Origin of the sequence: Bacillus sp. 3G2 (assembly GCF_044324725.1) — a bacterium.
Lineage (GTDB): Bacteria > Bacillota > Bacilli > Bacillales > Bacillaceae_G > Bacillus_A > Bacillus_A mobilis.
On record NZ_CP172246.1, the window covers coordinates 1,473,180 to 1,496,695 of the forward strand.

Genomic DNA, 23,516 nt, shown 5'->3' on the forward strand with positions numbered 1-23,516 from the left:
ATAATATGGGAAGTGAAACATTTAGAAGATTGCTTAAATAAACGAGAATAGCGCAACATACTAGTGTAGAAGGGTAGGTGTAAACCGTTGTGGTAAAAATACGCAACGGGTAGAAATGGAAAATGAATCAAGAATTTTAATTGTAGACGATGAGGATCGTATTCGTCGTTTGTTGAAAATGTATTTAGAAAGAGAACAATACACAATTGAAGAAGCAGACAATGGCGATACAGCTTTAGAAATGGCGTTACAAAATGATTACGATTTGATTCTATTAGATCTTATGATGCCTGGTAAAGATGGTATTGAAGTGTGTAAAGGGGTTCGTGAGAAGAAAGCGACGCCAATTATTATGCTGACAGCAAAGGGTGAAGAGGTAAATCGAGTACAAGGGTTTGAGGTAGGAACTGATGATTATATTGTGAAACCATTTAGCCCACGTGAAGTAGTGCTTCGTGTGAAAGCGGTCTTACGACGTTCTGTACCAACAACATTCTTTACACAAGATACAACGACAAAAGATGTTACTGTGTTCCCTCATTTAACAATTGATAATGATGCACACCGTGTTACAGCAGATGGTAATGAAGTGAACTTAACACCGAAAGAGTACGAATTACTATTATTCTTAGCGAAAGCGCCTGATAAAGTATTTGATCGTGAGCAATTGCTAAAAGAAGTATGGCAATATGAATTCTTCGGAGATTTACGTACAGTTGATACGCATGTAAAGCGTTTACGTGAGAAGTTAAGCAAAAAATCACCAGATGCTGCGAAGATGATTGTTACCGTTTGGGGCGTAGGTTACAAGTTTGAGGTTGTGAACGACTGATGCTTTGGAGAAGTGTAGTAGGGAAGTTATGGATGACCATATTACTTCTCGTTTCGTTTGTGCTTGGATTTGTTGCGATTTTACTTTCACAGTTTTTTAGAACATATTATGTTGATATGAGTGAAGCTAGGCTTCAAAAAGTTGCAACAAGTGTTTCAGAGTTAATTGAAGAAGGTGCCGATGTAAAAACGATTGAGAATATCGCGTACAAATTCTCTGATCCACTTTCAAGGATCATTATTGTAGAAGATGGTAAAGAAATCTCTTCTTCGCCGAAACAAGAAGGGTTAGTCACTCTTACAATGGATGATTTAAAAGAAGATAAAGAATTAGCGGCTGTTTTTACAGACAAAAAAGAAATTAAGAATAACATTAGAAAAGCCTCTAATAGTAGAAAGAATAAAAACACTGAAAATGATATTATGATTGTCGGAAAACCAGTGCAGTCGAAAAATCAAAGTGCAGTGTTCGTATACGAATCTTTAAAAGTTCCGATACAAGGTATGGAGAGAACGACTGATTTTATATTCTTATCAGCAGGGATTGCGATTATATTAACAACTTTCTTTGCATTCTTCTTATCTACTCGAATTACAGCACCACTCCGTAAAATGCGTGAGGTTGCTTTTGAGGTGGCGCGTGGGAAGTTTGATGCGAAAGCTCCTATGGTGTCTCAGGACGAGATTGGTGAGCTTGCAACGGCCTTAAATCAAATGGGAAAACAGTTGAAGTTTAATATGAATGCTCTGCAGCAAGAAAAAGAGCAGTTAGCTAGTATTTTAAGTAGTATGGCAGATGGGGTTATTACGTTAAATCAAGAAGGTGAAGTCGTTGTAATCAATCCACCGGCTGAACATTTCTTACAAGTTTGGCAAGAAGAAAAAGAAATAGAGCTAAGTAAAAAGCTACCTTCTGAACTTGTTGAACTATTCCATCTCGTTGTAGAAAGTGAACAACAACAAGTGGTTGAAATTAACTTACAAAAAGGGAACTATGTAGTTCTTATGACGCCGCTTTACAACCAAACGAAAATTCGCGGGGCGGTAGCTGTATTGCGTGATATGACGGAAGAACGTCGTCTTGAGAAAATGCGTCAAGACTTTATTGCGAACGTATCACATGAACTCCGTACACCGATGGTAATGCTTCAAGGATATAGTGAAGCGATTTTAGATGATATTGTGCAAACGAAAGAAGAAATTAATGAGTTTGTTCAAATCATTTATGATGAATCTGTTCGTTTAGGTAAACTTGTAAATGAATTATTAGATTTAGCGCGTATGGAAAGTGGTAATGTAGAGTTACATATAGGTGAAGTTGATATTCATCCTTTCGTTGAAAAAATAGGTCGTAAATTCCAAGGAATTGCAAAGGATAAAGAAGTCGCATTAACGGTTGATTTCCAAAATCCAATTGAGCAATACCCGTTTGATGCAGATCGTATGGAACAAGTATTGACGAATTTAATTGATAACGCAATTCGTCATACGAATGCAGGTGGACATGTAACACTTGTAATTGATACGAAAAATAATGGCCTTATTTTTGAAGTACAAGATTCGGGTGCTGGCATTCCAGAAGAAGATATTCCATTTTTATTCGATCGTTTCTACAAAGCTGATAAAGCAAGAACACGTGGGAAAAAAGTTGGAACAGGACTTGGGCTTGCGATTGCAAAAAATATTGTACAAGGCCATGATGGCAAAATTGCTGTTTCAAGTGTTGTTGGAGAGGGAACTACATTCTCTGTATATTTGCCGAATCGTATAATTTAGATATGCGTTTTTAAAGTTGATAATAAATAAAGTTCTACTGTTTTTTATTTTTTTGTAAAATCAATTAAATAAATAATAGTAGAACTTTTTTCTATCTTAGTCGAATGAAGAATAATAAGAGGGGTGTCGTGAAGCGATGAAATTATATACGAAAACTGGAGATAAAGGTACAACAAGTGTAATAGGCGGCAGAGTGGATAAAGATAATATCAGAGTTGAAGCATATGGCACGATAGATGAGGCGAATTCTCATATTGGATATGCAATGACGAAGCTACAAGGCGGGTCTTTTGGAGAAATTTACAATGAACTTGAAAATATTCAACATGAACTATTTGATTGTGGGGGAGATTTGGCGGTAGTAGAGAGGAAAATTCCTTATAAAGTAACGATTGAAATGGTCGAAAGCTTAGAAAGAAGGATTGATTTGTATATAGAAGAAGCACCGCCGTTAGAGCGTTTTATTTTACCAGGTGGAAGCGAAGCGGCAGCTGCTATTCATATGGCACGTACAGTTGTAAGGCGAGCAGAACGATGTGTTGTGTCCTTGCAAAAAGAAGGGGAAACAAATGAAGTTGTTCTAAAGTATGTAAATAGACTATCGGATTATTTGTTTGCGGTAGCTAGAGTAATAAATGCTCGATTACAAGTAAAAGACGTGGAGTATAATCGCAGTGCAATCGTTTTTCGTGATAAAAAAGAGAAGGAAGTGGAGTGATTCACTTTCTTTTTTTGTATACTTTTTTCTGTAATATACCAAAATAGAGAAGGTATGGTGTTGATTAGAAAACGGAGGATGTATATGAAAGTGTTAAAATGTGGCGTCATGTTATTGACAGTACTGTTTTTATCTCAATTACATGTGTACGCAGAGGGAAACCAATGGACATGGCCTGTTGAAGGACAGATAAGTGATTATTTTGGGACAAGGCACGGAAAACACTACGGTATAGATATAGCGGCACCGATTGGCGCGCCTGTGGCAGCTATTCAAGATGGTAAGGTAACAAAGTCTTATTATTCAAGTAGTTATGGAAACGTTGTATTTATTAAACATGGAGAATATGAGGCTGTATATGCACATTTAAATAAGAGATATGTAGTTCAAGGGGATTATATTTCAAAAGGAGAAATTATTGGAGAAGTAGGAAATACAGGAGAATCGAGAGGTGCACACTTACATTTAGAAGTTCATCAAGGAAGATGGACGATGGCGAAAAAGAATGCGATGAATCCATTGCTTGTTTTACATGAACAGAGAAATGAAGTCGTTTCCTCATCCTTATATGTCGTTCAAAAAGGGGACACTTTAGTTAGTATTGCAAGGAAATTTAGTATGTCAGTTAAGGAAGTTAAAGAAAAAAATGGACTGCAGCAAGATCGGATTTATCCAAATCAACAATTATACGTAAAGTAAAGAAGAGCTAGTTTAACTAGCTCTTCTTTTACCAAAAAATAAAGACACATATAAATCCAGAAATAGCTAAGTAGCTATATAAGTAAAATACTTTTGTTCTTGTTTTTTCGTTTGTCCGAAACAGTACAATTGTCGGTTCAATTAAACCGATTGTCAAACAAAGTAGACCAAGAAGCATACAACCGATTGAAATGGAGTACAGGGCAATTTGTGGTGCTTGAAATGGAATCATCCATTTTAATAAAAATGCAATAAGTGCAGTGTAGCAAATGCTGCCGATGTATTTATTCAACGGTGCATTAGAACGGAACCCTGGAAGTTTTTTTAAGAAAGAGCGGGAAACAACTTCAGTTTGTAAAGATGTATGCTCTTCAATTATTTTTTGAGCTTCTTTTCCTTTTTGGAAAAGGGATAATATCCAGTTTCGCTCCCCTTGAAAAATAAATTGTGAAGTTGTCAAGTAGTGATCAATCTTCACTTTATTCCAACTCTTCCACGGATGACGCTCACACAATTTTAATTTACTCTCTGTTTTTTTATCATACTGATAAATACTGATGCCATCTTCATCGAAAGCAGCATAGTATGTCTCGCTTGAGAATGTGCCTAAATCAATTGGACAGTGGAAAAGTAATTCTTTTTTTAAGTAAAAGTATTCTTTTCTTAAGTTTTTTTTCATTGCTTCTCGAATAGAGTGTCTCTTTTCTTTCTTCATGACATTTCCTCCATAATCCAGAAAATGTTCTTATCTTAACAATTCAACATCTTATCACTTTTAACTATATATGACTAGTGGATTCATAGGAGAAATGCCTAATACTAAAAAATATGGGGTGTATTGTAAAATATAGTGATTGGTTTCGGTTATATAAAATTAATAACTTATTTTTAATAAGTTACACTTTTTTTGTTCACAACACGATCATGTTGTTGTATAATGAAATGGAAAATAGAATATCGGTCTATCTTCGGGGCAGGGTGAAAATCCCGACCGGCGGTGATGAACTATATGTGATTTTGTTCTAAGCCCGCGAGCCGTTAAGGCAGGATTTGGTGTGATTCCAAAGCCGACAGTATAGTCTGGATGGGAGAAGATGGAGGTTCAAGCGTTCAAAAAAGATATGGATTTGAACGTCTGTTTGATGTGCCTTAAATTCTCCCTTTGTGTAAAACACAAAGGGTTTTTTCGTTCTATGAAAAAGTAGGCATAGCAGAACCTTTCCACTTTCCATGAGATGATCGATGGAAAAGGAGAGAGAAAGATGAAACAAAAAAACAGTGTAGTGCAGATGGTGAGTGTAGCGATGCTAAGTAGTATTGCATATTTACTGATGATGTTGGATTTCCCGTTTCCAGGGCTTCCGCCATTTTTAAAAATTGATTTTAGTGATGTACCAGCTTTAATTGCTGCAATTATTTTTGGGCCAGTTGCAGGGATAATTGTAGAGGCGATAAAGAATATTTTACATTACGGGATTCAAGGGAGTTTAACGGGAGTACCAGTTGGAGAAATCGCTAACTTTATTGCAGGATGTTTATTTATTGGACCGGCAGCTTTCTTATTTAGAAAGTATCGTACTGTTAAGAGTTTAACGACAGGATTAATGCTAGGGACAATTACAATGGCGCTCATCATGAGTGTATTAAATTACATCATTATATTCCCAGCGTACACTTGGTTTTTAAATTCACCAGCTATGTCTAGCGAGGCTATAAGAACAACGGTTGTAACGGCAATCTTACCATTTAATTTGATTAAAGGAATTGTTGTGACAATTGTATTTGTAGCGTTATTTTCACGCCTGAAAGTATGGGTGTTTGCAAAAATGAAAAATGCATAAAATATAAAATAAAACCATTAGTAGTATGGAACTACTAATGGTTTTTTATTAAATAGAATGAAAATAGAAAACAAAAAATATCCCTCATATTAATGAGGGATATTTTTTGAAGTTAATAAAAAACTATTCGAATTTTAAAGAGTCGCCGTCGAATGATTCGTCAGCAACTTTAATTGAGTCAGTTGGACAACCTTCGAATGCATCCATCATATCTTCAATTAATACATCTGGAATTTCAACGATACCTTGGTTATCGTCTAACGTTACAAATGCAATACCTTCATCATCATAATCATAAATGTCTGGTGCAGCAGCGCCGCAAGCACCACATGCGATACAAGTATCTTTATCAACGATTGTATATTTTGCCATCTTTTTTCCCTCCTGATAATATGTATGTGAAAAGCTCGCCATAAAAATTATAACCTTATTGTAAAACGGTTTTTAAAACTTTTCAACATAAAATTATAATGATAATCCTTATCAATTAGAGTGTCAACTAATTTTTGCATTATGTCACAAGATTTTCAAAATACGTAAATGTTATTTCGTTTGGTACAATATACTATATACAAGTACATAGTGCCGATATGATAAGTTTAATCGTGCAATCATGTTAAAAAGTAACTAAGTTAGATTGAAAGGTGGAAGCGGTAATGCAACTACAATATACTGTATTGTATTGTTTAAAACAATTGAATGGTGAAAGGACCGTTTCTTCTATTTATTATTTATTAAAAGGAAAACGATCTTCACAAACGTTACAAGATGGAAATATGTTCCGAATTTCTTTTTTGTTTGGAATATATAAATCGTTAAATAGAACAGATTATGATCGTGAAGTTGCAAAGTTGTTGCAAGCAGATTTAATTCAAGAAATACATGAAAATACATATTTGTTAACATCTAAAGGTAAAATGCAGTTGCAAACATGGGAGGAAGTGTATGCTTTTCCCGCGCATTTACATGGTTTGCACTATGGAGAATTAGGTGAAACATTTTGGAAAAGAGTATCATTAATTATTCAAACTATATCTAATTTACAACAGAATAATACGAAGTTTATTCCTATTCAACAAGATACAGAAATAACGGTGTGGGTGAAACGCTTTTTAACAGGTATACCGTATAAGAGAAGTGAATTGGCGAAAAGGTTATGGAAAGAAATACATAATCTTTTAGGCAAAGGTGATATGGTAGAAGCGACAATTGTAACATATCGATTAACAGGATATGAACGTATCGGTTGTACATTGCAGCAATTAGCGGAAATTACGAAACAAGATATATTTCGGGTGTATTTTTTATTTTGGGGTACAATTCACTTCTTTATACAAGAAGTTCGCGATAAAGAAAATGAATTTCCGCTGTTAGCGGAAATTATATCTTATCCAAATGAGAGAGCTGAATTATTTAGTTTATCTACGAAAAAAACATATAATTTTTGGAGACAAGGACGTTCTTTAGAAGAAATAGCGACAATTAGAAATTTAAAGGTTGCAACGATAGAAGATCATTTTGTTGAAATTGCGTTGCGGGAAAAAGAGTTTTCAATCGAGATGTTTATGGAAAAAGATAAAATAGATAAAGTAACAAAAGTAATTGAAGCATTACAAACACGTAAGTTGCGTGAGTTGAAACAAGCGGTTGGAGAGGGGATTTCTTATTTTGAGGTCCGTCTTGTATTGGCGCGGATGGAGGGTATAAATGAAGCTTGAGGAATATTTATATAGATGGTTTGGATATTCTGAATTTCGACCAGGGCAAAAAGGGGTAATTGCAGATTTATTAGAAGGAAAAGATGTTATAGCAATGCTCCCGACTGGAAGAGGGAAGTCTATGTGCTATCAACTTCCAGGGCTAATGCAAGAAGGAACAGTACTTGTTGTATCACCATTACTATCTTTGATGGAAGATCAGGTTACACAATTAAAATATGTTGTGAAAAACCGAGTAATAGCATTTAATAGTTTTCGGACATTACATGAAAAAAGAGAAGCGATGAAAAAATTAGCTTCATATAAATTTATTTTTGTTTCACCAGAGATGCTGCAGTCGGAAGTGTTAATAAGAGAATTGAAGAAAGTTCATATTTCATTATTTGTTGTGGATGAGGCTCATTGTATTTCACAATGGGGTTATGATTTTAGACCGGACTATAAAAAACTAAATGTGGTCATTGAGAATATTGGGTCTCCTACGGTGCTAGCATTAACGGCAACAGCGACGAAAGATGTGCTACGAGATATAGCGGAGAGTTTAGATTTGAAGAAAGTGACGCAGCATGTATACTCTATTGATCGCCCAAATATTGCAATGGAAGTACAATTTGTGGAGACGATAGAAGAGAAGAAAGAAGCGCTTTTGGACCAGGTGAGGTATTTACAGGGGCCAGGGATTGTATATTGTTCAAGCAGAGCATGGACAGAACGCTTAACGGAATATTTAAGAGGAAAAGGCGTGACTGGTGTCGCTTTTTATCATGGTGGTATGGAACATGAAGAGCGTATGTTAATTCAACAGCAGTTTATGAATGACCAGTTGCAGCTTGTAATATGTACAAGTGCTTTTGGTATGGGAGTAAATAAGTCGAATACGAGCTATATTATTCATTTCCATTATCCGACTAATATAGCTTCCTATTTACAAGAAATCGGAAGAGCGGGAAGAGATGGTGAACCGAGTATAGCTATCTTACTATGTAGTCCGTTAGATCACGATTTGCCAATTTCAATAATTGAAGATGAATTGCCAAGTCAGTCGCAAATACAATTTTTATTTTCTTTACTACAAGAAAGAATGTTTCAAACGAAAGAATTACCAATAGAAGAGGTAGAAGAAATTTGTTATAATGCAGCAAGATTTAATGAACAATATTGGCGTTTCACCCGCTATCATCTTGAGCAGCTTGGAATCATACAACAGCGAAAATTAAAATTAGAGAGCTTGTCAGATGAAATTAAGAACAGATTAATAGCTGAAGTAGAAATAAGGCTGCGTAATAAATATAGTGAGCTAGAAAACATGAAATCATGGATACAAGTGAAAGGGTGTAGACGTGAATATTTGCTGCAACAGTTCGGTTATAGAAAAGAGAACGAGTTAAAAAATTGTTGTGACTATTGTGGTATTACAAAAACAGACTATAAAAAAAGACAAGCGCAACAATCGGATTTCGACTATAATTGGGAAACAGAGTTACAAAAGCTTTTCGGTCTAGAAAAGATGGGGGAATGATGAACATTCAAAGGCATAATATTGAAGATATGAGTCCGAAAGAAATAAGGCTGAACCTGTATATCACACAGTTCATTATTATCGGTATCGGTTGTTTACTAGCATATATATTATTCCGAGATATAAAATCGGTGTATAGTCTGTGGAAATGGGAACCGGTGTCTATACTTATAATAGGTGGCTTATTAGCAATTGGTATTGTGTTATTAGATTATGTTGCAATGCGAGTATTTCCAGAGTCTTGGTTTGATGATGGTGGTATTAACGATAGAATGTTTCAAGGAATGTCAGTTATGCATCTACTCGTTATTACGTTCATTATCGGTTTTGCAGAAGAATTTCTATTTAGAGGTGTAGTGCAGACGCACTTTGGAATTGTAATAGCGAGTTTAGTATTTGCAGTGTTACATATTCGGTATATAAAAAAGCCATTTTTGTTTTGTTTCGTCTGTTTCATTAGTTTTGTCTTTGGTTATGTATTTCAATGGACAGGAAATTTGTTTATAACAATCTTTGCACACTTTCTTGTTGATTTTATAATGGGACTCCAATTAAGAAAATAAATGGAAGGTGGTGGTGAACAACATGAGAAAACGAATTCCTGATTTTGAAGAGGAATTAGAAGTTGAGCGAGTGGAAGAAAAAGAAAGTTTACCGCCGCGTAGTGAAATTCATAGAAATAAAGAGAAAAAAGAAAAGTTTAAAATGAATCATATTTTCGTCCGAGTTTTAACATTTCTATTCATATTACTACCAATTAGTATCTTATGGTATACAGATAAATATATTCAGGTGAAAAGTGATGGTAATAACGCTGGGAAAAGTGCGTTTGAGGTCATTTTCTTTGATTCAGCTAAATCTGAATCCGGGGCACCATCTGAGAAAGTAGTAACGCATACGGTGAAAGAGGGAGAAACTTTAGAAAGTATAGCGAAGCAATATTTTTCAGATGAAACTGGGATCGAAGTGATTAAAAAGTATAATGATTTACAAGAAGATGAAGTGAATATAGGTCAAGAATTAAAAATTCCGATAAAAGATAATTCCGCAAAGCAGGATAGCTAGTAACATACCTACTATAAAAATTGAGGATTCTCTTTATGAGGAGGGGAGTAAAAAATATATGATATGGATTATCTTATTAAGTACTCTCATATGTATTGGTATTATATTTCTTCTTGTAATGTATACAGAAGCGATGCGTAATACTGTGTTAGAACATACTTTAATATTTGAAGAATTTCCGAAAAGTTTTCAAGAAGTAAAAGTGTTTTTTATTTCTGATATTCATAGAAGGGTCATTTCAAGTTCGTTAATTGAACAAGTAAAAGGAAAAGTAGACCTTGTAATTATTGGCGGTGATTTAGCGGAAAGGGGCGTCCCTTTATCAAAAATCTCTGCGAATATACAAAAGTTAAGAGCGATAGCTCCTGTATATTTTGTATGGGGAAATAATGATTATGAGATTGAATATCATGAATTAGATGCTTTGTTATTAGAAAATAATGTGAAAGTTTTAGATAATACAAGAGTTGTATTTGAGTCTGAACGAGGAGAAAAAATTTGTTTACTTGGTGTAGATGATGTTGGTTTGAAACGTGATCGTTTAGATTTGGCGTTGGCTGATTGCAAAGAAGATGGTTTTCGCATATTAATTAGCCATAACCCTGATATCATAAGTAAAATGTCTGGAGAAGAACAAATTTCACTTGTTTTAAGTGGACATACACATGGGGGACAGATTCGATTATTCCCATCTAAAAAACATTTAAAAGGTGGCGTATATAATCATTCAAATATGACTCTTTTTGTTAGTAATGGATATGGAACAACGTTGATTCCACTTCGCTTCCGAGCACCTGCTCAAACACATATTATTACGTTATGCGGAGGGAAATGATGCCAACTCTAAACGGGAAATATAACATAAAAGCTGTTTCGAATATAATTGGAATTCAGCCGAGTACGCTTCGTGCATGGGAGAGACGATATCAAATTATTGCCCCAAAGCGGAATCATGCGGGACATCGATTATATACAGAAGAGCATATTGAAATTTTGAAATGGTTAATGGACAAGGTTTCTTCCGGCATGATGATTGGACAAGCAGTTCAATTATTAGAGGGGAATCGTTTGCAGCGTAGTGTTCAAAAAGAAATACATTCCGATAGAGAAGTTGTTTTAGTGGACGACTTACTACAAGCTTTGTTAAAATTTGATGAAATTACAACTTCTGCATTGTTAAACGAGGCTTTTAGTATTTATGCAACAGAAAAAGTTATAGCAAGTATTGTTCTTCAAGTGTCAAATAAATTGTTAATGTTAAAAAATAATAATGAAGTTACATTGATGCAATTTCAATATGTCGTATCATTTTTACAAACTCGACTAGGAATGGTATATCATAATGCATCATCATTTTCTTCTATACACAAAGTTGTCGTGTTAGAAAATAATATGTTGAAAGGGTTTGTTTTCTCAACGTATTTACGCTTAAAGGGATATGAGGTGATATATATTAGGTCAAGCTTAGCGGAAGATGGTATTTTGTTAGCTGCTGAGCAAATACAACCTACATATGTAGTAGTCTCTTTTGCTGACGGACGAGAACTTAAGAACGTGATGGACGACATGGATTTGTTGCAAGAAAAAAATGAGAACCTTTCGGTTGGGTTTATAGGAGAAATAGGTGCTCGAGATCAGTTGAACATTCAAACACGCCTAATCGGTGATACGAAAGAAGAATGGGATGATTGGTTAAAAATGTTAGAATAGTTGTTCGAAAAGAACCATCTATTTTCTATTTCATATAATAAAAATTATATTCATTGGTTACGTAGGGAGGGTATGAGATGAGGCTGGAACGATTAAATTACAATAAGATAAAAATTTTCTTAACATTTGATGATTTATCTGAACGAGGATTAACGAAAGAAGATTTGTGGAGAAATGCACCGAAAGTACAGCAATTATTTCGTGATATGATGCAGGAAGCAAATAAGGAACTAGGATTTGAAGCGGATGGTCCGATTGCAGTTGAAGTATTTTCTCTACAAGCGCAAGGAATGGTCGTAATTGTAACGAAAGAACATCAAGATGTGGATACAGATGATGAGTTCCGTGACGAGTTTATTGAAATGCAAGTGACTCTAGATGAAAGCGAGCATATACTTTATGAGTTTGCTACACTAGATGATGTAATTAACCTGTCGAATCGTTTATATAACCTTGATGTAACTGGCGGAAAACTATATACGTGGGATGGTCGTTTCTATCTTTGGATGGAAGAAGAGGAGCAAGTTCAATTACTGAAGGCAGATTTTATAGCTATTTTAGCGGAATATGGTAATCCGTCTACAGCAACTATTTATCGTCTAATGGAGTATGGTAAAGAATTAATGGCTTCTCAAGCAATTGAACAAATACACAATTACTTTGTGAAAAAACAAAACCTTAGCTAATATAACAAAGCTAAGGTTTTGTTTTTTATTTGGAAAAATCTAAAATATTGGTCTGAAAATGTCAAAACGATCAATGGTAAAGTGGGAATCACAAATACTGGGGCGTTTTTTGCTTAAAAATATCTTCTTAAGGTGTTGTATATAAGTAAAACAAAAAATATTTAAATATTTAAGTATTTTACTTTTCTAAAAGTGATAAAAGGACTATAATGATAGTGAAAACGCTTGCAACAGAAAATAGTTTGTATATATTTGTTAGCGTTTTCTATTGCATTCCAAATTTAACGGTGTATACTAGGCAATGAAGGTTTACTAAACAAGTGAAATTACAGGGGGTTTACTTACTATGGTAGCCGAAAAGGGAACTCAAACAAAAACACAACAACAAAGGGAACAACATTTTGAATTATTGAATTCGACACAAATTGTTATTAGTGAAGCATTAGAAAAATTGGGTTATCCAAACGAAGTATATGAATTATTAAAAGAACCAATTCGTATGATGACAGTGAAAATACCAGTTCGTATGGATGACGGGACTGTTAAAATATTTACAGGATATCGTGCACAACATAATGATGCTGTTGGTCCAACGAAAGGTGGAATTCGCTTCCATCCGAATGTAACAGAAAATGAAGTGAAAGCACTTTCAATCTGGATGAGTTTAAAGTGTGGTATTGTTGATTTACCATACGGTGGAGGTAAAGGTGGAATTATTTGTGACCCACGTGAAATGTCATTCCGTGAGTTAGAAAGATTAAGCCGCGGTTATGTACGAGCAATTAGCCAAATCGTAGGACCGACAAAAGACATTCCAGCTCCAGATGTATTCACAAACTCTCAGATTATGGCATGGATGATGGATGAGTATAGCCGTATCGATGAATTTAATTCACCAGGATTTATTACAGGTAAGCCACTTGTATTAGGTGGATCACATGGACGTGAAACAGCAACAGCGAAAGGTGTAACAATTTGTATTCGTGAAGCTGCAAAAAAACGCGACATTGATATTAAAGGTGCACGCGTTGTTGTTCAAGGATTCGGTAATGCTGGAAGCTTCTTAGCTAAATTTATGCATGATGCAGGCGCGAAAGTTATTGCAATCTCGGATGCTTACGGTGCATTGCATGATCCAAACGGATTAGATATTGATTATTTATTGGACCGTCGTGATAGCTTCGGTACAGTAACAAAACTATTTAATAATACAATTTCAAACAAAGAATTGTTAGAACTTGATTGCGACATTTTAGTTCCAGCTGCAATTGAGAACCAAATTACAGAAGAAAATGCTAACAATATTAAAGCGAAAATCGTTGTTGAAGCTGCAAATGGTCCAACAACATTAGAAGCAACTAAAATTTTAACAGATCGCGGCATTTTACTTGTTCCGGACGTATTAGCAAGTGCTGGTGGTGTAACAGTATCTTACTTTGAGTGGGTACAAAATAACCAAGGTTACTACTGGACTGAAGAAGAAGTAGAACAACGTTTAGAAAAAGTAATGGTAAGATCATTCGATTCTATTTATGAAACAGCACAAGTTCGTAAAGTGAACATGCGCTTAGCGGCGTATATGGTTGGTGTTCGTAAAATGGCTGAAGCAAGTCGCTTCAGAGGTTGGGTATAATATTATATTATGAGAAAACGTGATTCCTTTCGAGGGAATCACGTTTTTTTGTTGAAGTATAAGAATGAGGTGGTGTATATGGAAAATGAAATGATGGAACGAGTAGAACAATTAGAAGAAAAAGTTAAAAAGTTAGAGGGAGAACTCGCGAGAACGACGAAAGCCCCAAAAACAAGTATCGTTCGGGTGTTCGGGGAAGGACTGCTGTTTTTAATATTTGGTGCGGTTATAGTAGGACCAATTATCGCTGTTATATTGGTAATTATTAATTGGTTTGTTGAAAAATAAAATAAAAATAAAAAAGAACGCTTGTTCTACACGAACAAACGTGCTATACTTTCCTTAGATAAACAAAACGGAAATGATTTTAAGGAGAGATAAATGATGAAAATGACAGTAGACCAAAGATTTATGATGCCAGCAGATGTTGTAGAACGAGTGGAAGTATTAAGAAACAAACAAAGTAAGCGTGGCACATTATTACAATCAGTAAATAAATTTTTCGGTTTAGATACGAAAGAAGATTGTGTTTGGTTTTACGGTTTTTATGGAGTTGCTGTAAGTATTTTATTATTTATGGTATTCACATCAAATATTTTCGGTTTTCTCTTCGCGTAAGAAATATGCGATAAGGACATTGCTACCGAATACATATATAAAGAAGTAAGGTAATCTTCTGAAGTGGGAGTTGGTAGTAATGGCGATGTTTCCTATAGAGCGTAACTATATTGGGTATGGAAGTTCACGACCGGGAATTCCTCTTTCTAAAGTAAGATTTATTGTAAGTCATGATACGGGGAACCCTGGTAGCAATGCGATAGGGAATCGGGATTACTTTAATGAAATACAACCGAAAGCTTCGGCACATACATTTATAGATGATAAAACAATATTGGAAATTGTTCCTATAAATGAAGTAGCCTATCATGTTCGATATGGTGTGCCGACAGATAATGACTTATATGGTTATGATGCCAATAAGGCTGCCATTGGAGTGGAACTTTGTTATGGCGGTGATGTTAACTTTTGGGAAGCATATACCCGTTTTACGTGGTATCATGCGTATTTATGTCAAAACTTCGGCTTGAATCCGAAAAAAGATATCGTATCACATAAAACACTTGACCCAGCTAGGAAGATTGATCCTGAAAATGTATTAGGGAAACAAGGTATTAAATTTCAGCAGTTTTTAGCAGATGTCTATCGGATGTACGTTTCGTTTAGATGACAAATATATGAAAAATGAATACAATAAAGATAGGTGCCTACTGCTGTAAGTAGGTTTTTTCTTGTTTTTATAAATAGCGTATTGGTAGAAGACTAGGAGTGAGCTGAGCATGCAGAAAGAAACAGCTATAATAATTGGAGGCGGTCCGTGCGGATTAGCAGCAGCAATTTCGTTGAAAAAGGTAGGAATAAACCCGTTAGTGATTGAAAAAGGAAACATTGTAAATGCGATTTATAATTATCCAACACATCAAACATTTTTCTCTTCTAGTGAAAAATTAGAAATTGGTGATGTAGCTTTTATTACAGAAAATCGTAAGCCTGTTCGAAATCAAGCGCTTGCGTATTATCGTGAAGTAGTAAAGCGTAAATCTGTACGTGTAAATGCTTTTGAACGAGTGGAGAAAGTTCAAAAGGATGGAGAAGTGTTTCAAGTTGAAACGACAAAGCGTGACGGAAGTAAAGAAATATATATAGCGAAATATATTGTTGTAGCAACTGGATATTATGACAATCCAAATTATATGAATGTTCCAGGTGAGGAATTGAAGAAAGTAGCTCACTATTTTAAAGAGGGACATCCTTATTTTGATCGAGATGTAGTAGTTATAGGTGGGAAAAACTCAAGTGTAGATGCGGCGTTAGAACTTGTTAAAGCCGGTGCGCGTGTAACAGTTTTATATCGCGGAAGTGAGTACTCTCCGAGCATTAAGCCTTGGATTTTGCCGGAGTTTGAGGCATTAGTACGAAGCGGCACAGTTCAAATGCATTTCGGGGCTCACGTGAAAGAAGTTACTGAACATACATTAACGTTTACAGTTGATGATGAGGCATATACAATCCAAAATGATTTTGTATTTGCGATGACTGGTTACCATCCTGATCATAGTTTCTTAACGAAGATGGGTGTTCGGATTGATGAGGAAACAGGACGGCCGATTTATACAGAAGATACAATGGAAACGAACGCTGAAAATATTTTCATTGCAGGTGTAATTGCTGCTGGAAATAATGCAAATGAAATATTTATTGAGAACGGTCGATTTCATGGGGATGCGATTGCGCAAACCATTGCAACGAGAGAAATGTAAGAAGAAGCTGTCGAAATAAATTTCGACAGCTTCTTCTTTAATCGTGCATAAACATATTTTGGATTGATTCATGAGAAGTTGTATTCTCTAATGCAACTAATAATTTAATGCGTGCTTTTTGAGCATTTAAACCGTATGTGAATACAATACCCATATCTTTTAATTGCTTGCCGCCACCTTCATATGAATATACATCTTGAACGATGCCGTTGAAACAACGAGAAACTAATACGACAGGAATTCCTTTGTTTATTAATCGTTCTAGACTAGGAAGTGTTCTTGGAGGTAAATTACCTTGTCCAAGTGCTTCAATAACAATCCCGTCTACTGGAAGGTTTTCAATTGCTGCTAACAATGTATCGTCCATACCAGCGTATGCTTTTAGAACAACTACGTTTTTAGAAACTTTATTTACTGAATATGTTTCATGATGTACTAAAGCGTGATGGAATACAACGCCGCGCTTTGTTACCATACCAATTGGTCCATACTGTGGACTCTGGAATGTTGCCACGTTACTTGTATGTGTTTTCGTTACATTTGTAGCGCAATGAATTTCGTCGTTTAATACGACTAGAACACCTTTTTTAGCTGCTTCACTACAGCTAGCGACTTTTACAGCCGATAAGAAGTTATATAGACCATCAGCACCTAATTCATTACTAGAACGCATTGCGCCTGTTACAACGATTGGAATCGTTGCTTGAACTGTTAAATCTAAGAAATAGGCTGTTTCTTCTAATGTATCCGTACCATGCGTAATGACTACGCCATGAATGTTGTCTTGTTTTACTCTTTCATCGATGATGACTTGTAATTGTAACATTTCGCTCGGTGTCATATGAGGAGATGGTAGATGGAACACGTCTTCAACGATTAAATCAACATCGCCTTCTAAATCAGGAATAAATTTTAAAAGAGGATTTTTTTCACCTGGTTGTACGACCCCAGTTTCTTTATCTTCCTCCATTGCAATTGTTCCACCTGTGTGTAAAACTAGGATTCTTTTCAATGCTTATACCCCTTTCAAGTAAAAAAATACATTTAGAACATAACATGTTTTGAGTAAATTCGACAATGGAAATGTATAAAAGTATGCCTCGAAAATGACAATAAAGTTAGCTGCTATATGTACGATGTGTAAAACCACGAAACGGAAAGTGTAAATATAGGATAGGAGGGAGCAATTACGTTGAAAAAGGTGGAGCAAATTATTATTCGTATATTAGTAATACAATTCATTTGTCTTTCGGTTGTGCAATTGTTATTTATACATAAGTCATCAGTGAAATATTTATCTAAAATTGTTTATTATGAAGGTGTCATGGTAAAAAACAAAGTAGAAACCTTACAGGTGAATAGGTAGTTTTCATTTTCTTCTATGAAGGATTATGCTACAATAATTGAGGATTTAATGACGTGAAGCAAATGAGAAGAAGCAGGAGAATACCTGCTTTTCGTTTTGTTTTATAAGTGAAAAAATGAGGTGTTACAATGGATAAACGAATTTCAATTGCTATAGATGGTCCAGCAGCTGCTGGAAAAAGTACAGTTGCGAAAGTAGTGGCGAAGAAACTTTCTTACGTTTATATTGATACAGGCGCAATGTATCGTGCGATTACATATGCAGCCCTTGAGCAAAAAGTGGACATTGAAAATGAAGAGCAGTTAATGGAAGTTGTAAAAAATGTGAATATTGAGTTTCAGCAAGGTGAAAATACACAACTTGTATTTTTAAATGGACAAGATGTTTCTGAAGTAATTCGTACACCTGATGTGACGAATCGAGTATCTATTGTGGCAAAACATCGTCTTGTTCGAGAAGAAATGGTACGTCGTCAACAAGAGTTAGCGGAAAAAGGCGGCGTTGTAATGGATGGCCGTGATATTGGTACACATGTGTTACCGGATGCTGAAGTGAAGATCTTTATGCTTGCTTCTGTTGAAGAAAGAGCAGAAAGAAGACATTTAGAAAATATGAATAAAGGTTTCGATTCTAATTTAGAGCAGTTAAAAGAAGAAATTGCTCAGCGTGATAAATTAGATTCAGAACGCGAAGTTTCTCCTCTAAAAAAAGCTGATGATGCATTGGAATTAGATACAACTTCTTTATCAATTGAAGAAGTTGTCCAAAAAATTATGAGTATTGTTTCAGGAGTGTTTGCGAAATAAAGAAAGGGGATAGCCTCTTTCTTTTTTTGTTTGTATAGAAATGTAAAGGATACGTGAATTGTGAACCTCTTTCCTTGACAAATGATCGGATTTGTAAGAAGTTAGTAAAAGAGAGATAAAACTTTCAGAATATATTCGCTATTATATTTCAAAACATACTTTCTTCAAGATGATTTTGCTGTATACTATTTATATAGGTTTAATATATTTTCTAGTGAAATGTATGAAAACTGAGTATGTGATGATAAATTCTTAAACATGCAAATGAAAACCTTTGTTTTCATTTCGTATATACATAAAAAATGCTTTGTCAATTCTGTAGGGAGGTATTTCCATGGTAGAGAAAATGAATGAAGAAGTTATGGATTCAAAAGAATTACAAGTTGGTGACGTTGTTACAGGTTCTGTAACGAAGGTTGAAGAGAAACAAGTGCTTGTAAATGTTGGATACAAAACAGATGGCGTAATTCCAATTAGTGAATTAGCTAACGTTCATATTGAAAAAGCAAGCGATGTAGTAGAATTAGATCAAACACTAGAATTAAAGGTTATTAAATTAGAAGAGAATGATCTTGTCTTATCTAAACGTGCTGTTGATGCAGAAAAAGCGTGGGTAGAATTACAAGAGAAATTTACTTCTGGTCATGTATTTGATGTGACTGTAAAAGATATCGTGAATGGTGGATTAGTTGTGGACCTTGGTGTTCGTGGTTTTATTCCAGCTTCACTTGTAGAAGTACATTATGTAGAAGATTTTACTGACTATAAAGGCAAAACATTAGCCGTGAAAATTGTTGAATTAGACCGCGAAAAAAATCGTGTAATCCTTTCGCATAAAGCAGTGGTAGAATTAGAACTAGATTCTAAGAAAAAAGAAGCAATCTCTTCATTAAAAGAAGGAGACGTTGTTGAAGGAACAGTACAACGATTAACTGATTTTGGTGCTTTCGTAAATGTTGGTGGTGTGGACGGTTTAGTTCATATTTCACAAATTTCACACGAACGTGTAGAGCAACCTTCTGAAGTATTAGAGCAAGGGCAAAAGGTAAAGGTAAAGGTGTTATCTGTTGATGCGGATACACAACGTATTTCTTTATCAATTAAAGCAGCTCAACCAGGACCTTGGGAAAATGTGGCTGGCGAACTAAAAGCTGGAGATATTCGTGAGGGCGTAGTAAAACGTCTTGTTACATTCGGTGCATTCGTTGAGGTTTTACCTGGCGTTGAAGGTCTTGTGCACGTATCTCAAATTGCAAATCGTCACGTGAAAAATCCAAGTGAAGTTTTGGAAATGGGACAAGAAGTAAAAGTGAAAGTGCTTGAAGTCCATGTAGCAGAGAAACGTATTTCTTTAAGTATAAAAGAAGCGCTTGAGGAAAATAATGTAATTGAAGATTACAGTCAGTATGAGCCAAATGCTGATTCTGCTACTTTCCAATTAAGTGATATTATTGGTGAACAACTGAAAAAATTAAAGAAATAAAGAGGGGTACAAGTGGTAAGGGCAAAACGTAAATTAGATCATATTGAATACGCTCTTTCTACTGGTCAGTCTCGTACGCATGGCTTTCATGATATTGATTTTGTGCATCAAGGGTTGCCAAATTCAAGTTATGACACAATAACATGTGAAACAAAAATCGGCGAACTTTCACTAAGTTCGCCGATTTTTATCAATGCGATGACTGGTGGTGGAGGAGAGAAAACGTTACATATTAATGAGCAATTAGCATATGTAGCGAAACATCATAACCTTGCTATGGCTGTAGGTTCGCAAATGGCGGCGTTAAAAGATGAAAGTGAGGCTGCTTCTTATAAGATTATTAGAAAAGTAAACCCAAATGGTATTTTCTTTGCTAATTTAGGTAGTGAGGCAACTATCGAACAGGCAGAGCGTGCCGTTGATATGATTGAAGCGAATGCATTGCAAATTCATTTAAATGTCATACAAGAGTTAACAATGCCGGAAGGAGACCGTGACTTTACTGGTGTACTTCAGCGCATTGAGAAAATTGTTTTAAATAGTAAAGTCCCTGTCATTGTAAAAGAAGTTGGATTTGGGATGAGTAAGGAAACGGTACAACAGTTAGCGAGCGTAGGTGTAACGGCAATTGATATTGGGGGACAAGGTGGTACGAATTTTGCTGCTGTTGAAAATGAAAGAAGAAAGCGAATGCTTTCTTATTTTAATAACTGGGGCATACAAACAGCTACCTCGATTATTGAAGCAACCTCTACAAATAATAACCTCTCTTTTATTGCATCTGGGGGTATACAAACAGCGCTTGACGTAGCGAAAGCAATCGCATTAGGGGCGAATACAACTGCGTTTGCTGGTTACTTTTTACGTATTTTAATGCAAGATGGTATTGAGAAGTTAGTGGATGAAATAGATCTTTTACATACAGATTTGAAATTTATTATGACAGCTCTTGGTGCGAAGACGATAGAAGAGTTACAGGCTGTACCTCTTGTTGTAAAGGGCGAAACATATCATTGGTTAACGCAGCGTGGTATTGATACGACGCATTATAGTAGAAGATAAAAAATCAACCGTTTGGTTGATTTTTTTGTTTTCTGTTCTTTTTAGTAATGTAAAGTGAGGAATGAATTAATATTCTATCAAAATAAAAAATAAAATTATTATTATGTATATAAACATTGGTTTGTGAAAATTGCGACTGAAATAGAGGCTGGAAAATGTAGATATTGTAAGGCTGAATGATTGGGGATGGTTTGATTTTGTCAAAGGAAATAAGTGGAGGTAAAAATAAACCTAGAAAGATTTATATATGAAATATTATTTCGATATAAATAAAATGTAAAAGACGGTTTCGTACAATATCGAAACCGTCTTTTTGTATTCATTAGTGCTGATTCTGCTTGCGAGCTTGCTCTGGTGTATCTAGTCCAGTTGCACCTGGATATTGTAGTGATTGGTCACGATCAGATTCAACGCGGCGTGATTCTCTTAGTTTTCGTTCTTGACGATCTTTACCCATAATGAATAGCACCTCCTTATTAAAAGTGTTGCTGTTATATGAAAAAACTATGCGCGAAGAAAGTGGATTAACTTTCATAAAAAGTTCCCATAATGGAAAACATAGGAGGTGAAATGATGGAAGGGAGTACTTTTTATTTTATAGCTTGGATAGGGTGGATTGTCGTAACTTTTTTTATGAAAAAGGATTCTATTCGGTGGAAGCTAAGCACCTGTATATTGATTTTTATTATTTGCTCTCCGTTGCATGTAACGATTGCTTCATTCACGGTATCAGTAAATGCACTTTTGCTTTGTATTGTTGCTTTTATAGGAATCACGCTCTATTCTATTTGGAAAAAATTATATACCTTACTTTCGGCGCTTATTATTGCAATGTTATATACAAGTTTTCATTTGTTAGAAGTATATGATCCAATTTGGATTGTGGTGGACAGGTTGTTTTTGTTAAGTAGTGCTCTTGTGTATGCATCGGTTTTATTACACGAAGATCGCATATTACGATTATGTTCTCTTTATGTAGGAATGTTACAGGGAGAATTGTTTGTGACACTTATTTTTCGAAAACTACACTTCCCTTACGATTACGGTAGCTTAGCGTTTTTTGATATCGTCGCCGTTTCTACATTGTTTATGGCAATGTTGTTTTGGATTGCAAAAGCATCAGTATATATGGAACAGTTCAAAGGGAAAACACGTAAAAGAAAGGCGAGGGTAATACATGACTGAATATACACCGGCCATTTTATGCGGCGTAATAGCGGGGACAGTAACGAGAGTGCTAATGCTCCGAACAGATACGCGTCAATATCCGACGAGACTCCACGGGAAAATTATTCACGTTGCGATGGGGTTAATTGCAGCGGCTTTAGGAGCAATTGCGATTCCGTCAATTTTGAAAAAAGATTTTTCTGCTATTACGTTTCTTACATTGGCAGCAACACAGTTTCGTGATGTGCGTAATATGGAAAGAAATACACTTCAACAATTAGATGGATATGAGCTCGTACCGCGTGGAAATACATATATTGAAGGGATTGCATTAGTTTTTGAAAGTCGGAACTATTTGGCGATGTTAACGTCGTTTGCAACGACGTTTGCATATATAGGGTTCCGTTCATGGATTGCTGGAGTAATTATGGCTATCATCGCATTTATTATCGCAAAAAAATTAATGTCGGGCAAAAGGTTACATGATCTTGTTGATATCGAGCATGTTCCACTTCGTTTTGAAGGAGCGGGGCTGTATATTGATAATATTTACATTATGAATATTGGATTGCCAGCGAGGCAAGAGGAAATTATGAAGTATGGAATGGGCTTTATTTTAAGGCCGAAATCAATTGATGCGATGGTGACAATCTCAAACTTAGGACAACGACAAGCTATTTTACATGATGTTTCTGTCGCTTTAGGGATTTATAGAGATTCTGGTACGCCGGCGCTTGTGCCGTTAGCAAAGCGTGATTTAGAAGATGGTAGGGTTGGAATCTTTGTCTTGCCACAAGATCAAGATGCAGAGAAAGCGATAGGTGTCATAGGAAATGTGCCGACGTTAGAAAGTGCTGTTCATATGTCATCGGAAGCCCCGAAAGGAAGGGGAGATAAGGGATGATGTTAGAAAGTGTAATTCTCGCAGTTATTACAACAGCGCCGGAGAAATTTGCTGGTGGTGCCCCTTTGTTTACTTGTGAATCGACAGAGGAATTAGAATTTGTTGCAAATAATTTAGAGGCAATTTTAGATGGTATTGCGCATCGCTTACAAGAGAATGTATATATTATTGTGAAACATTAGCAACGTGTGTTATAATGTGAGGTGTTTTGATA

At 35.4% G+C, this 23,516-nt stretch carries 28 protein-coding genes and 1 riboswitch; of the genes, 24 read left to right on the forward strand and 4 right to left on the reverse strand.

All coding sequences use genetic code 11. The features are described from left to right. Nucleotides 1–115 precede the first annotated feature (115 nt). From resD to ACHZK0_RS07565, 4 genes are all read left to right on the forward strand, one after another. Entirely contained in the window at nucleotides 116–832 is a 717-nt protein-coding gene (gene resD, locus ACHZK0_RS07550) for a DNA-binding response regulator ResD (protein ID WP_000426862.1), read from the forward strand. Further along, nucleotides 832–2,607: a sensor histidine kinase ResE gene (resE, locus tag ACHZK0_RS07555; RefSeq protein WP_080492755.1), complete on the forward strand. Its 1,776-nt coding sequence runs from the start codon at nucleotides 832–834 to the stop codon at nucleotides 2,605–2,607. Before resD ends, resE begins: the two co-directional genes overlap by 1 nt. 136 nt (nucleotides 2,608–2,743) lie before the next feature. Next, on the forward strand, nucleotides 2,744–3,325 hold the full coding sequence (locus ACHZK0_RS07560) for a cob(I)yrinic acid a,c-diamide adenosyltransferase (RefSeq protein WP_262740726.1): 582 nt from the start codon (nucleotides 2,744–2,746) through the stop codon (nucleotides 3,323–3,325). An 84-nt stretch (nucleotides 3,326–3,409) separates the two neighbouring features. Then, on the forward strand, nucleotides 3,410–4,024 hold the full coding sequence (locus ACHZK0_RS07565) for a peptidoglycan DD-metalloendopeptidase family protein (RefSeq protein ID WP_262740725.1): 615 nt from the start codon (nucleotides 3,410–3,412) through the stop codon (nucleotides 4,022–4,024). A 28-nt stretch (nucleotides 4,025–4,052) separates the two neighbouring features. On the opposite strand, the gene ACHZK0_RS07570 is transcribed toward ACHZK0_RS07565, so the two are convergent. Then, nucleotides 4,053–4,739 (reverse strand): hypothetical protein, encoded by a 687-nt coding sequence (locus ACHZK0_RS07570; RefSeq protein WP_061677822.1) that lies wholly within the window; start codon nucleotides 4,737–4,739, stop codon nucleotides 4,053–4,055. Nucleotides 4,740–4,984: 245 nt separating this feature from the next. After that, a riboswitch (FMN riboswitch) is annotated at nucleotides 4,985–5,124 on the forward strand. Nucleotides 5,125–5,286: 162 nt separating this feature from the next. Between ACHZK0_RS07570 and ACHZK0_RS07575 the strand changes: the two genes are divergently transcribed. Then, entirely contained in the window at nucleotides 5,287–5,865 is a 579-nt protein-coding gene (locus tag ACHZK0_RS07575) for an ECF transporter S component (protein WP_000810851.1), read from the forward strand. Between the two features lie 123 nt (nucleotides 5,866–5,988). On the opposite strand, the gene ACHZK0_RS07580 is transcribed toward ACHZK0_RS07575, so the two are convergent. Then, nucleotides 5,989–6,237 (reverse strand): ferredoxin, encoded by a 249-nt coding sequence (locus ACHZK0_RS07580; protein ID WP_001151994.1) that lies wholly within the window; start codon nucleotides 6,235–6,237, stop codon nucleotides 5,989–5,991. A 284-nt stretch (nucleotides 6,238–6,521) separates the two neighbouring features. On the opposite strand from ACHZK0_RS07580, the gene ACHZK0_RS07585 reads away from it, so the two are divergent. From ACHZK0_RS07585 to ACHZK0_RS07640, 12 genes are all read left to right on the forward strand, one after another. Beyond that, nucleotides 6,522–7,583 (forward strand): helix-turn-helix domain-containing protein, encoded by a 1,062-nt coding sequence (locus ACHZK0_RS07585; RefSeq protein ID WP_395761385.1) that lies wholly within the window; start codon nucleotides 6,522–6,524, stop codon nucleotides 7,581–7,583. Next, nucleotides 7,573–9,102, forward strand: a complete 1,530-nt coding sequence (locus ACHZK0_RS07590; protein WP_262740723.1) for a RecQ family ATP-dependent DNA helicase — start codon at nucleotides 7,573–7,575, stop codon at nucleotides 9,100–9,102. The genes ACHZK0_RS07585 and ACHZK0_RS07590 overlap by 11 nt, the downstream gene beginning before the upstream one ends. Beyond that, entirely contained in the window at nucleotides 9,102–9,665 is a 564-nt protein-coding gene (locus ACHZK0_RS07595) for a CPBP family intramembrane glutamic endopeptidase (RefSeq protein WP_073517756.1), read from the forward strand. Before ACHZK0_RS07590 ends, ACHZK0_RS07595 begins: the two co-directional genes overlap by 1 nt. Nucleotides 9,666–9,687: 22 nt before the next feature. After that, entirely contained in the window at nucleotides 9,688–10,167 is a 480-nt protein-coding gene (locus ACHZK0_RS07600) for a LysM peptidoglycan-binding domain-containing protein (protein ID WP_061677818.1), read from the forward strand. Between the two features lie 58 nt (nucleotides 10,168–10,225). After that, a complete protein-coding gene (locus ACHZK0_RS07605) occupies nucleotides 10,226–11,002 on the forward strand; it encodes a metallophosphoesterase (RefSeq protein ID WP_270342148.1) in 777 nt (258 codons plus the stop codon). Continuing rightward, nucleotides 11,002–11,877, forward strand: a complete 876-nt coding sequence (locus tag ACHZK0_RS07610; protein WP_262740721.1) for a MerR family transcriptional regulator — start codon at nucleotides 11,002–11,004, stop codon at nucleotides 11,875–11,877. The genes ACHZK0_RS07605 and ACHZK0_RS07610 overlap by 1 nt, the downstream gene beginning before the upstream one ends. A gap of 77 nt (nucleotides 11,878–11,954) precedes the next feature. Continuing rightward, nucleotides 11,955–12,563 carry a genetic competence negative regulator gene (locus ACHZK0_RS07615; RefSeq protein ID WP_001235391.1) on the forward strand — a complete coding sequence of 203 codons (609 nt, stop codon included), beginning with the start codon at nucleotides 11,955–11,957 and terminating at the stop codon, nucleotides 12,561–12,563. A gap of 346 nt (nucleotides 12,564–12,909) precedes the next feature. Then, on the forward strand, nucleotides 12,910–14,196 hold the full coding sequence (gene gudB, locus ACHZK0_RS07620) for an NAD-specific glutamate dehydrogenase (protein WP_000225171.1): 1,287 nt from the start codon (nucleotides 12,910–12,912) through the stop codon (nucleotides 14,194–14,196). 78 nt (nucleotides 14,197–14,274) lie between these two features. Continuing rightward, nucleotides 14,275–14,484: a hypothetical protein gene (locus ACHZK0_RS07625; RefSeq protein ID WP_262740720.1), complete on the forward strand. Its 210-nt coding sequence runs from the start codon at nucleotides 14,275–14,277 to the stop codon at nucleotides 14,482–14,484. Between the two features lie 93 nt (nucleotides 14,485–14,577). Further along, complete coding sequence (locus ACHZK0_RS07630; protein WP_262740719.1) at nucleotides 14,578–14,814, forward strand: DUF3961 domain-containing protein; 237 nt, start codon at nucleotides 14,578–14,580, stop codon at nucleotides 14,812–14,814. 79 nt (nucleotides 14,815–14,893) lie between these two features. Beyond that, complete coding sequence (locus ACHZK0_RS07635) at nucleotides 14,894–15,424, forward strand: N-acetylmuramoyl-L-alanine amidase family protein (RefSeq protein WP_001240648.1); 531 nt, start codon at nucleotides 14,894–14,896, stop codon at nucleotides 15,422–15,424. A 109-nt stretch (nucleotides 15,425–15,533) separates the two neighbouring features. After that, on the forward strand, nucleotides 15,534–16,514 hold the full coding sequence (locus tag ACHZK0_RS07640; protein WP_270606086.1) for a YpdA family putative bacillithiol disulfide reductase: 981 nt from the start codon (nucleotides 15,534–15,536) through the stop codon (nucleotides 16,512–16,514). A 37-nt stretch (nucleotides 16,515–16,551) separates the two neighbouring features. On the opposite strand, the gene ansA is transcribed toward ACHZK0_RS07640, so the two are convergent. Further along, nucleotides 16,552–17,526: an asparaginase gene (ansA, locus tag ACHZK0_RS07645; protein ID WP_073517762.1), complete on the reverse strand. Its 975-nt coding sequence runs from the start codon at nucleotides 17,524–17,526 to the stop codon at nucleotides 16,552–16,554. A gap of 180 nt (nucleotides 17,527–17,706) precedes the next feature. On the opposite strand from ansA, the gene ACHZK0_RS07650 reads away from it, so the two are divergent. The 4 genes from ACHZK0_RS07650 (at nucleotide 17,707) to ACHZK0_RS07665 (ending at nucleotide 21,231) form a co-directional block, all read left to right on the forward strand. Further along, nucleotides 17,707–17,880 (forward strand): YpfB family protein, encoded by a 174-nt coding sequence (locus tag ACHZK0_RS07650; protein ID WP_088029087.1) that lies wholly within the window; start codon nucleotides 17,707–17,709, stop codon nucleotides 17,878–17,880. 128 nt (nucleotides 17,881–18,008) lie between these two features. Beyond that, nucleotides 18,009–18,686, forward strand: a complete 678-nt coding sequence (gene cmk, locus ACHZK0_RS07655; RefSeq protein WP_000361261.1) for a (d)CMP kinase — start codon at nucleotides 18,009–18,011, stop codon at nucleotides 18,684–18,686. A gap of 334 nt (nucleotides 18,687–19,020) precedes the next feature. After that, entirely contained in the window at nucleotides 19,021–20,169 is a 1,149-nt protein-coding gene (gene rpsA, locus ACHZK0_RS07660) for a 30S ribosomal protein S1 (RefSeq protein ID WP_132131521.1), read from the forward strand. A 12-nt stretch (nucleotides 20,170–20,181) separates the two neighbouring features. Then, nucleotides 20,182–21,231 carry a type 2 isopentenyl-diphosphate Delta-isomerase gene (locus ACHZK0_RS07665; RefSeq protein ID WP_395761386.1) on the forward strand — a complete coding sequence of 350 codons (1,050 nt, stop codon included), beginning with the start codon at nucleotides 20,182–20,184 and terminating at the stop codon, nucleotides 21,229–21,231. Between the two features lie 322 nt (nucleotides 21,232–21,553). Here the strand turns inward: ACHZK0_RS07665 and ACHZK0_RS07670 are convergent, their stop codons facing one another. After that, nucleotides 21,554–21,688, reverse strand: coding sequence for a YpzI family protein (locus ACHZK0_RS07670; RefSeq protein WP_000513900.1), 135 nt, complete (start codon nucleotides 21,686–21,688; stop codon nucleotides 21,554–21,556). 116 nt (nucleotides 21,689–21,804) lie between these two features. On the opposite strand from ACHZK0_RS07670, the gene ACHZK0_RS07675 reads away from it, so the two are divergent. Genes ACHZK0_RS07675 through ACHZK0_RS07685 form a run of 3 tightly spaced genes read left to right on the forward strand, consistent with a single transcriptional unit; the run spans nucleotide 21,805 to nucleotide 23,484 of the window. Further along, nucleotides 21,805–22,416 (forward strand): hypothetical protein, encoded by a 612-nt coding sequence (locus tag ACHZK0_RS07675; protein WP_262740738.1) that lies wholly within the window; start codon nucleotides 21,805–21,807, stop codon nucleotides 22,414–22,416. Further along, nucleotides 22,409–23,302 carry a YIEGIA family protein gene (locus tag ACHZK0_RS07680; RefSeq protein ID WP_061677810.1) on the forward strand — a complete coding sequence of 298 codons (894 nt, stop codon included), beginning with the start codon at nucleotides 22,409–22,411 and terminating at the stop codon, nucleotides 23,300–23,302. The genes ACHZK0_RS07675 and ACHZK0_RS07680 overlap by 8 nt, the downstream gene beginning before the upstream one ends. Then, the gene (locus ACHZK0_RS07685; RefSeq protein WP_061677809.1) at nucleotides 23,299–23,484 is read left to right on the forward strand and encodes a capping complex subunit for YIEGIA; all 186 of its coding nucleotides are present in this window, start codon (nucleotides 23,299–23,301) and stop codon (nucleotides 23,482–23,484) included. Before ACHZK0_RS07680 ends, ACHZK0_RS07685 begins: the two co-directional genes overlap by 4 nt. Nucleotides 23,485–23,516: the final 32 nt, after the last annotated feature.

Excerpts from the sequence above, each read along its gene's own strand:
- resD (WP_000426862.1), top strand. The coding sequence starts at position 116 with ATGGAAAATGAATCAAGAATTTTAATTGTAGACGATGAGGATCGTATT.
- resE (WP_080492755.1), top strand. The coding sequence starts at position 832 with ATGCTTTGGAGAAGTGTAGTAGGGAAGTTATGGATGACCATATTACTT.
- ACHZK0_RS07560 (WP_262740726.1), top strand. The coding sequence starts at position 2,744 with ATGAAATTATATACGAAAACTGGAGATAAAGGTACAACAAGTGTAATA.
- ACHZK0_RS07565 (WP_262740725.1), top strand. The coding sequence starts at position 3,410 with ATGAAAGTGTTAAAATGTGGCGTCATGTTATTGACAGTACTGTTTTTA.
- ACHZK0_RS07570 (WP_061677822.1), bottom strand. The coding sequence starts at position 4,739 with ATGAAGAAAGAAAAGAGACACTCTATTCGAGAAGCAATGAAAAAAAAC.
- ACHZK0_RS07575 (WP_000810851.1), top strand. The coding sequence starts at position 5,287 with ATGAAACAAAAAAACAGTGTAGTGCAGATGGTGAGTGTAGCGATGCTA.
- ACHZK0_RS07580 (WP_001151994.1), bottom strand. The coding sequence starts at position 6,237 with ATGGCAAAATATACAATCGTTGATAAAGATACTTGTATCGCATGTGGT.
- ACHZK0_RS07585 (WP_395761385.1), top strand. The coding sequence starts at position 6,522 with ATGCAACTACAATATACTGTATTGTATTGTTTAAAACAATTGAATGGT.
- ACHZK0_RS07590 (WP_262740723.1), top strand. The coding sequence starts at position 7,573 with ATGAAGCTTGAGGAATATTTATATAGATGGTTTGGATATTCTGAATTT.
- ACHZK0_RS07595 (WP_073517756.1), top strand. The coding sequence starts at position 9,102 with ATGAACATTCAAAGGCATAATATTGAAGATATGAGTCCGAAAGAAATA.
- ACHZK0_RS07600 (WP_061677818.1), top strand. The coding sequence starts at position 9,688 with ATGAGAAAACGAATTCCTGATTTTGAAGAGGAATTAGAAGTTGAGCGA.
- ACHZK0_RS07605 (WP_270342148.1), top strand. The coding sequence starts at position 10,226 with ATGATATGGATTATCTTATTAAGTACTCTCATATGTATTGGTATTATA.
- ACHZK0_RS07610 (WP_262740721.1), top strand. The coding sequence starts at position 11,002 with ATGCCAACTCTAAACGGGAAATATAACATAAAAGCTGTTTCGAATATA.
- ACHZK0_RS07615 (WP_001235391.1), top strand. The coding sequence starts at position 11,955 with ATGAGGCTGGAACGATTAAATTACAATAAGATAAAAATTTTCTTAACA.
- gudB (WP_000225171.1), top strand. The coding sequence starts at position 12,910 with ATGGTAGCCGAAAAGGGAACTCAAACAAAAACACAACAACAAAGGGAA.
- ACHZK0_RS07625 (WP_262740720.1), top strand. The coding sequence starts at position 14,275 with ATGGAAAATGAAATGATGGAACGAGTAGAACAATTAGAAGAAAAAGTT.
- ACHZK0_RS07630 (WP_262740719.1), top strand. The coding sequence starts at position 14,578 with ATGATGAAAATGACAGTAGACCAAAGATTTATGATGCCAGCAGATGTT.
- ACHZK0_RS07635 (WP_001240648.1), top strand. The coding sequence starts at position 14,894 with ATGGCGATGTTTCCTATAGAGCGTAACTATATTGGGTATGGAAGTTCA.
- ACHZK0_RS07640 (WP_270606086.1), top strand. The coding sequence starts at position 15,534 with ATGCAGAAAGAAACAGCTATAATAATTGGAGGCGGTCCGTGCGGATTA.
- cmk (WP_000361261.1), top strand. The coding sequence starts at position 18,009 with ATGGATAAACGAATTTCAATTGCTATAGATGGTCCAGCAGCTGCTGGA.
- rpsA (WP_132131521.1), top strand. The coding sequence starts at position 19,021 with ATGGTAGAGAAAATGAATGAAGAAGTTATGGATTCAAAAGAATTACAA.
- ACHZK0_RS07670 (WP_000513900.1), bottom strand. The coding sequence starts at position 21,688 with ATGGGTAAAGATCGTCAAGAACGAAAACTAAGAGAATCACGCCGCGTT.
- ACHZK0_RS07675 (WP_262740738.1), top strand. The coding sequence starts at position 21,805 with ATGGAAGGGAGTACTTTTTATTTTATAGCTTGGATAGGGTGGATTGTC.
- ACHZK0_RS07680 (WP_061677810.1), top strand. The coding sequence starts at position 22,409 with ATGACTGAATATACACCGGCCATTTTATGCGGCGTAATAGCGGGGACA.
- ACHZK0_RS07685 (WP_061677809.1), top strand. The coding sequence starts at position 23,299 with ATGATGTTAGAAAGTGTAATTCTCGCAGTTATTACAACAGCGCCGGAG.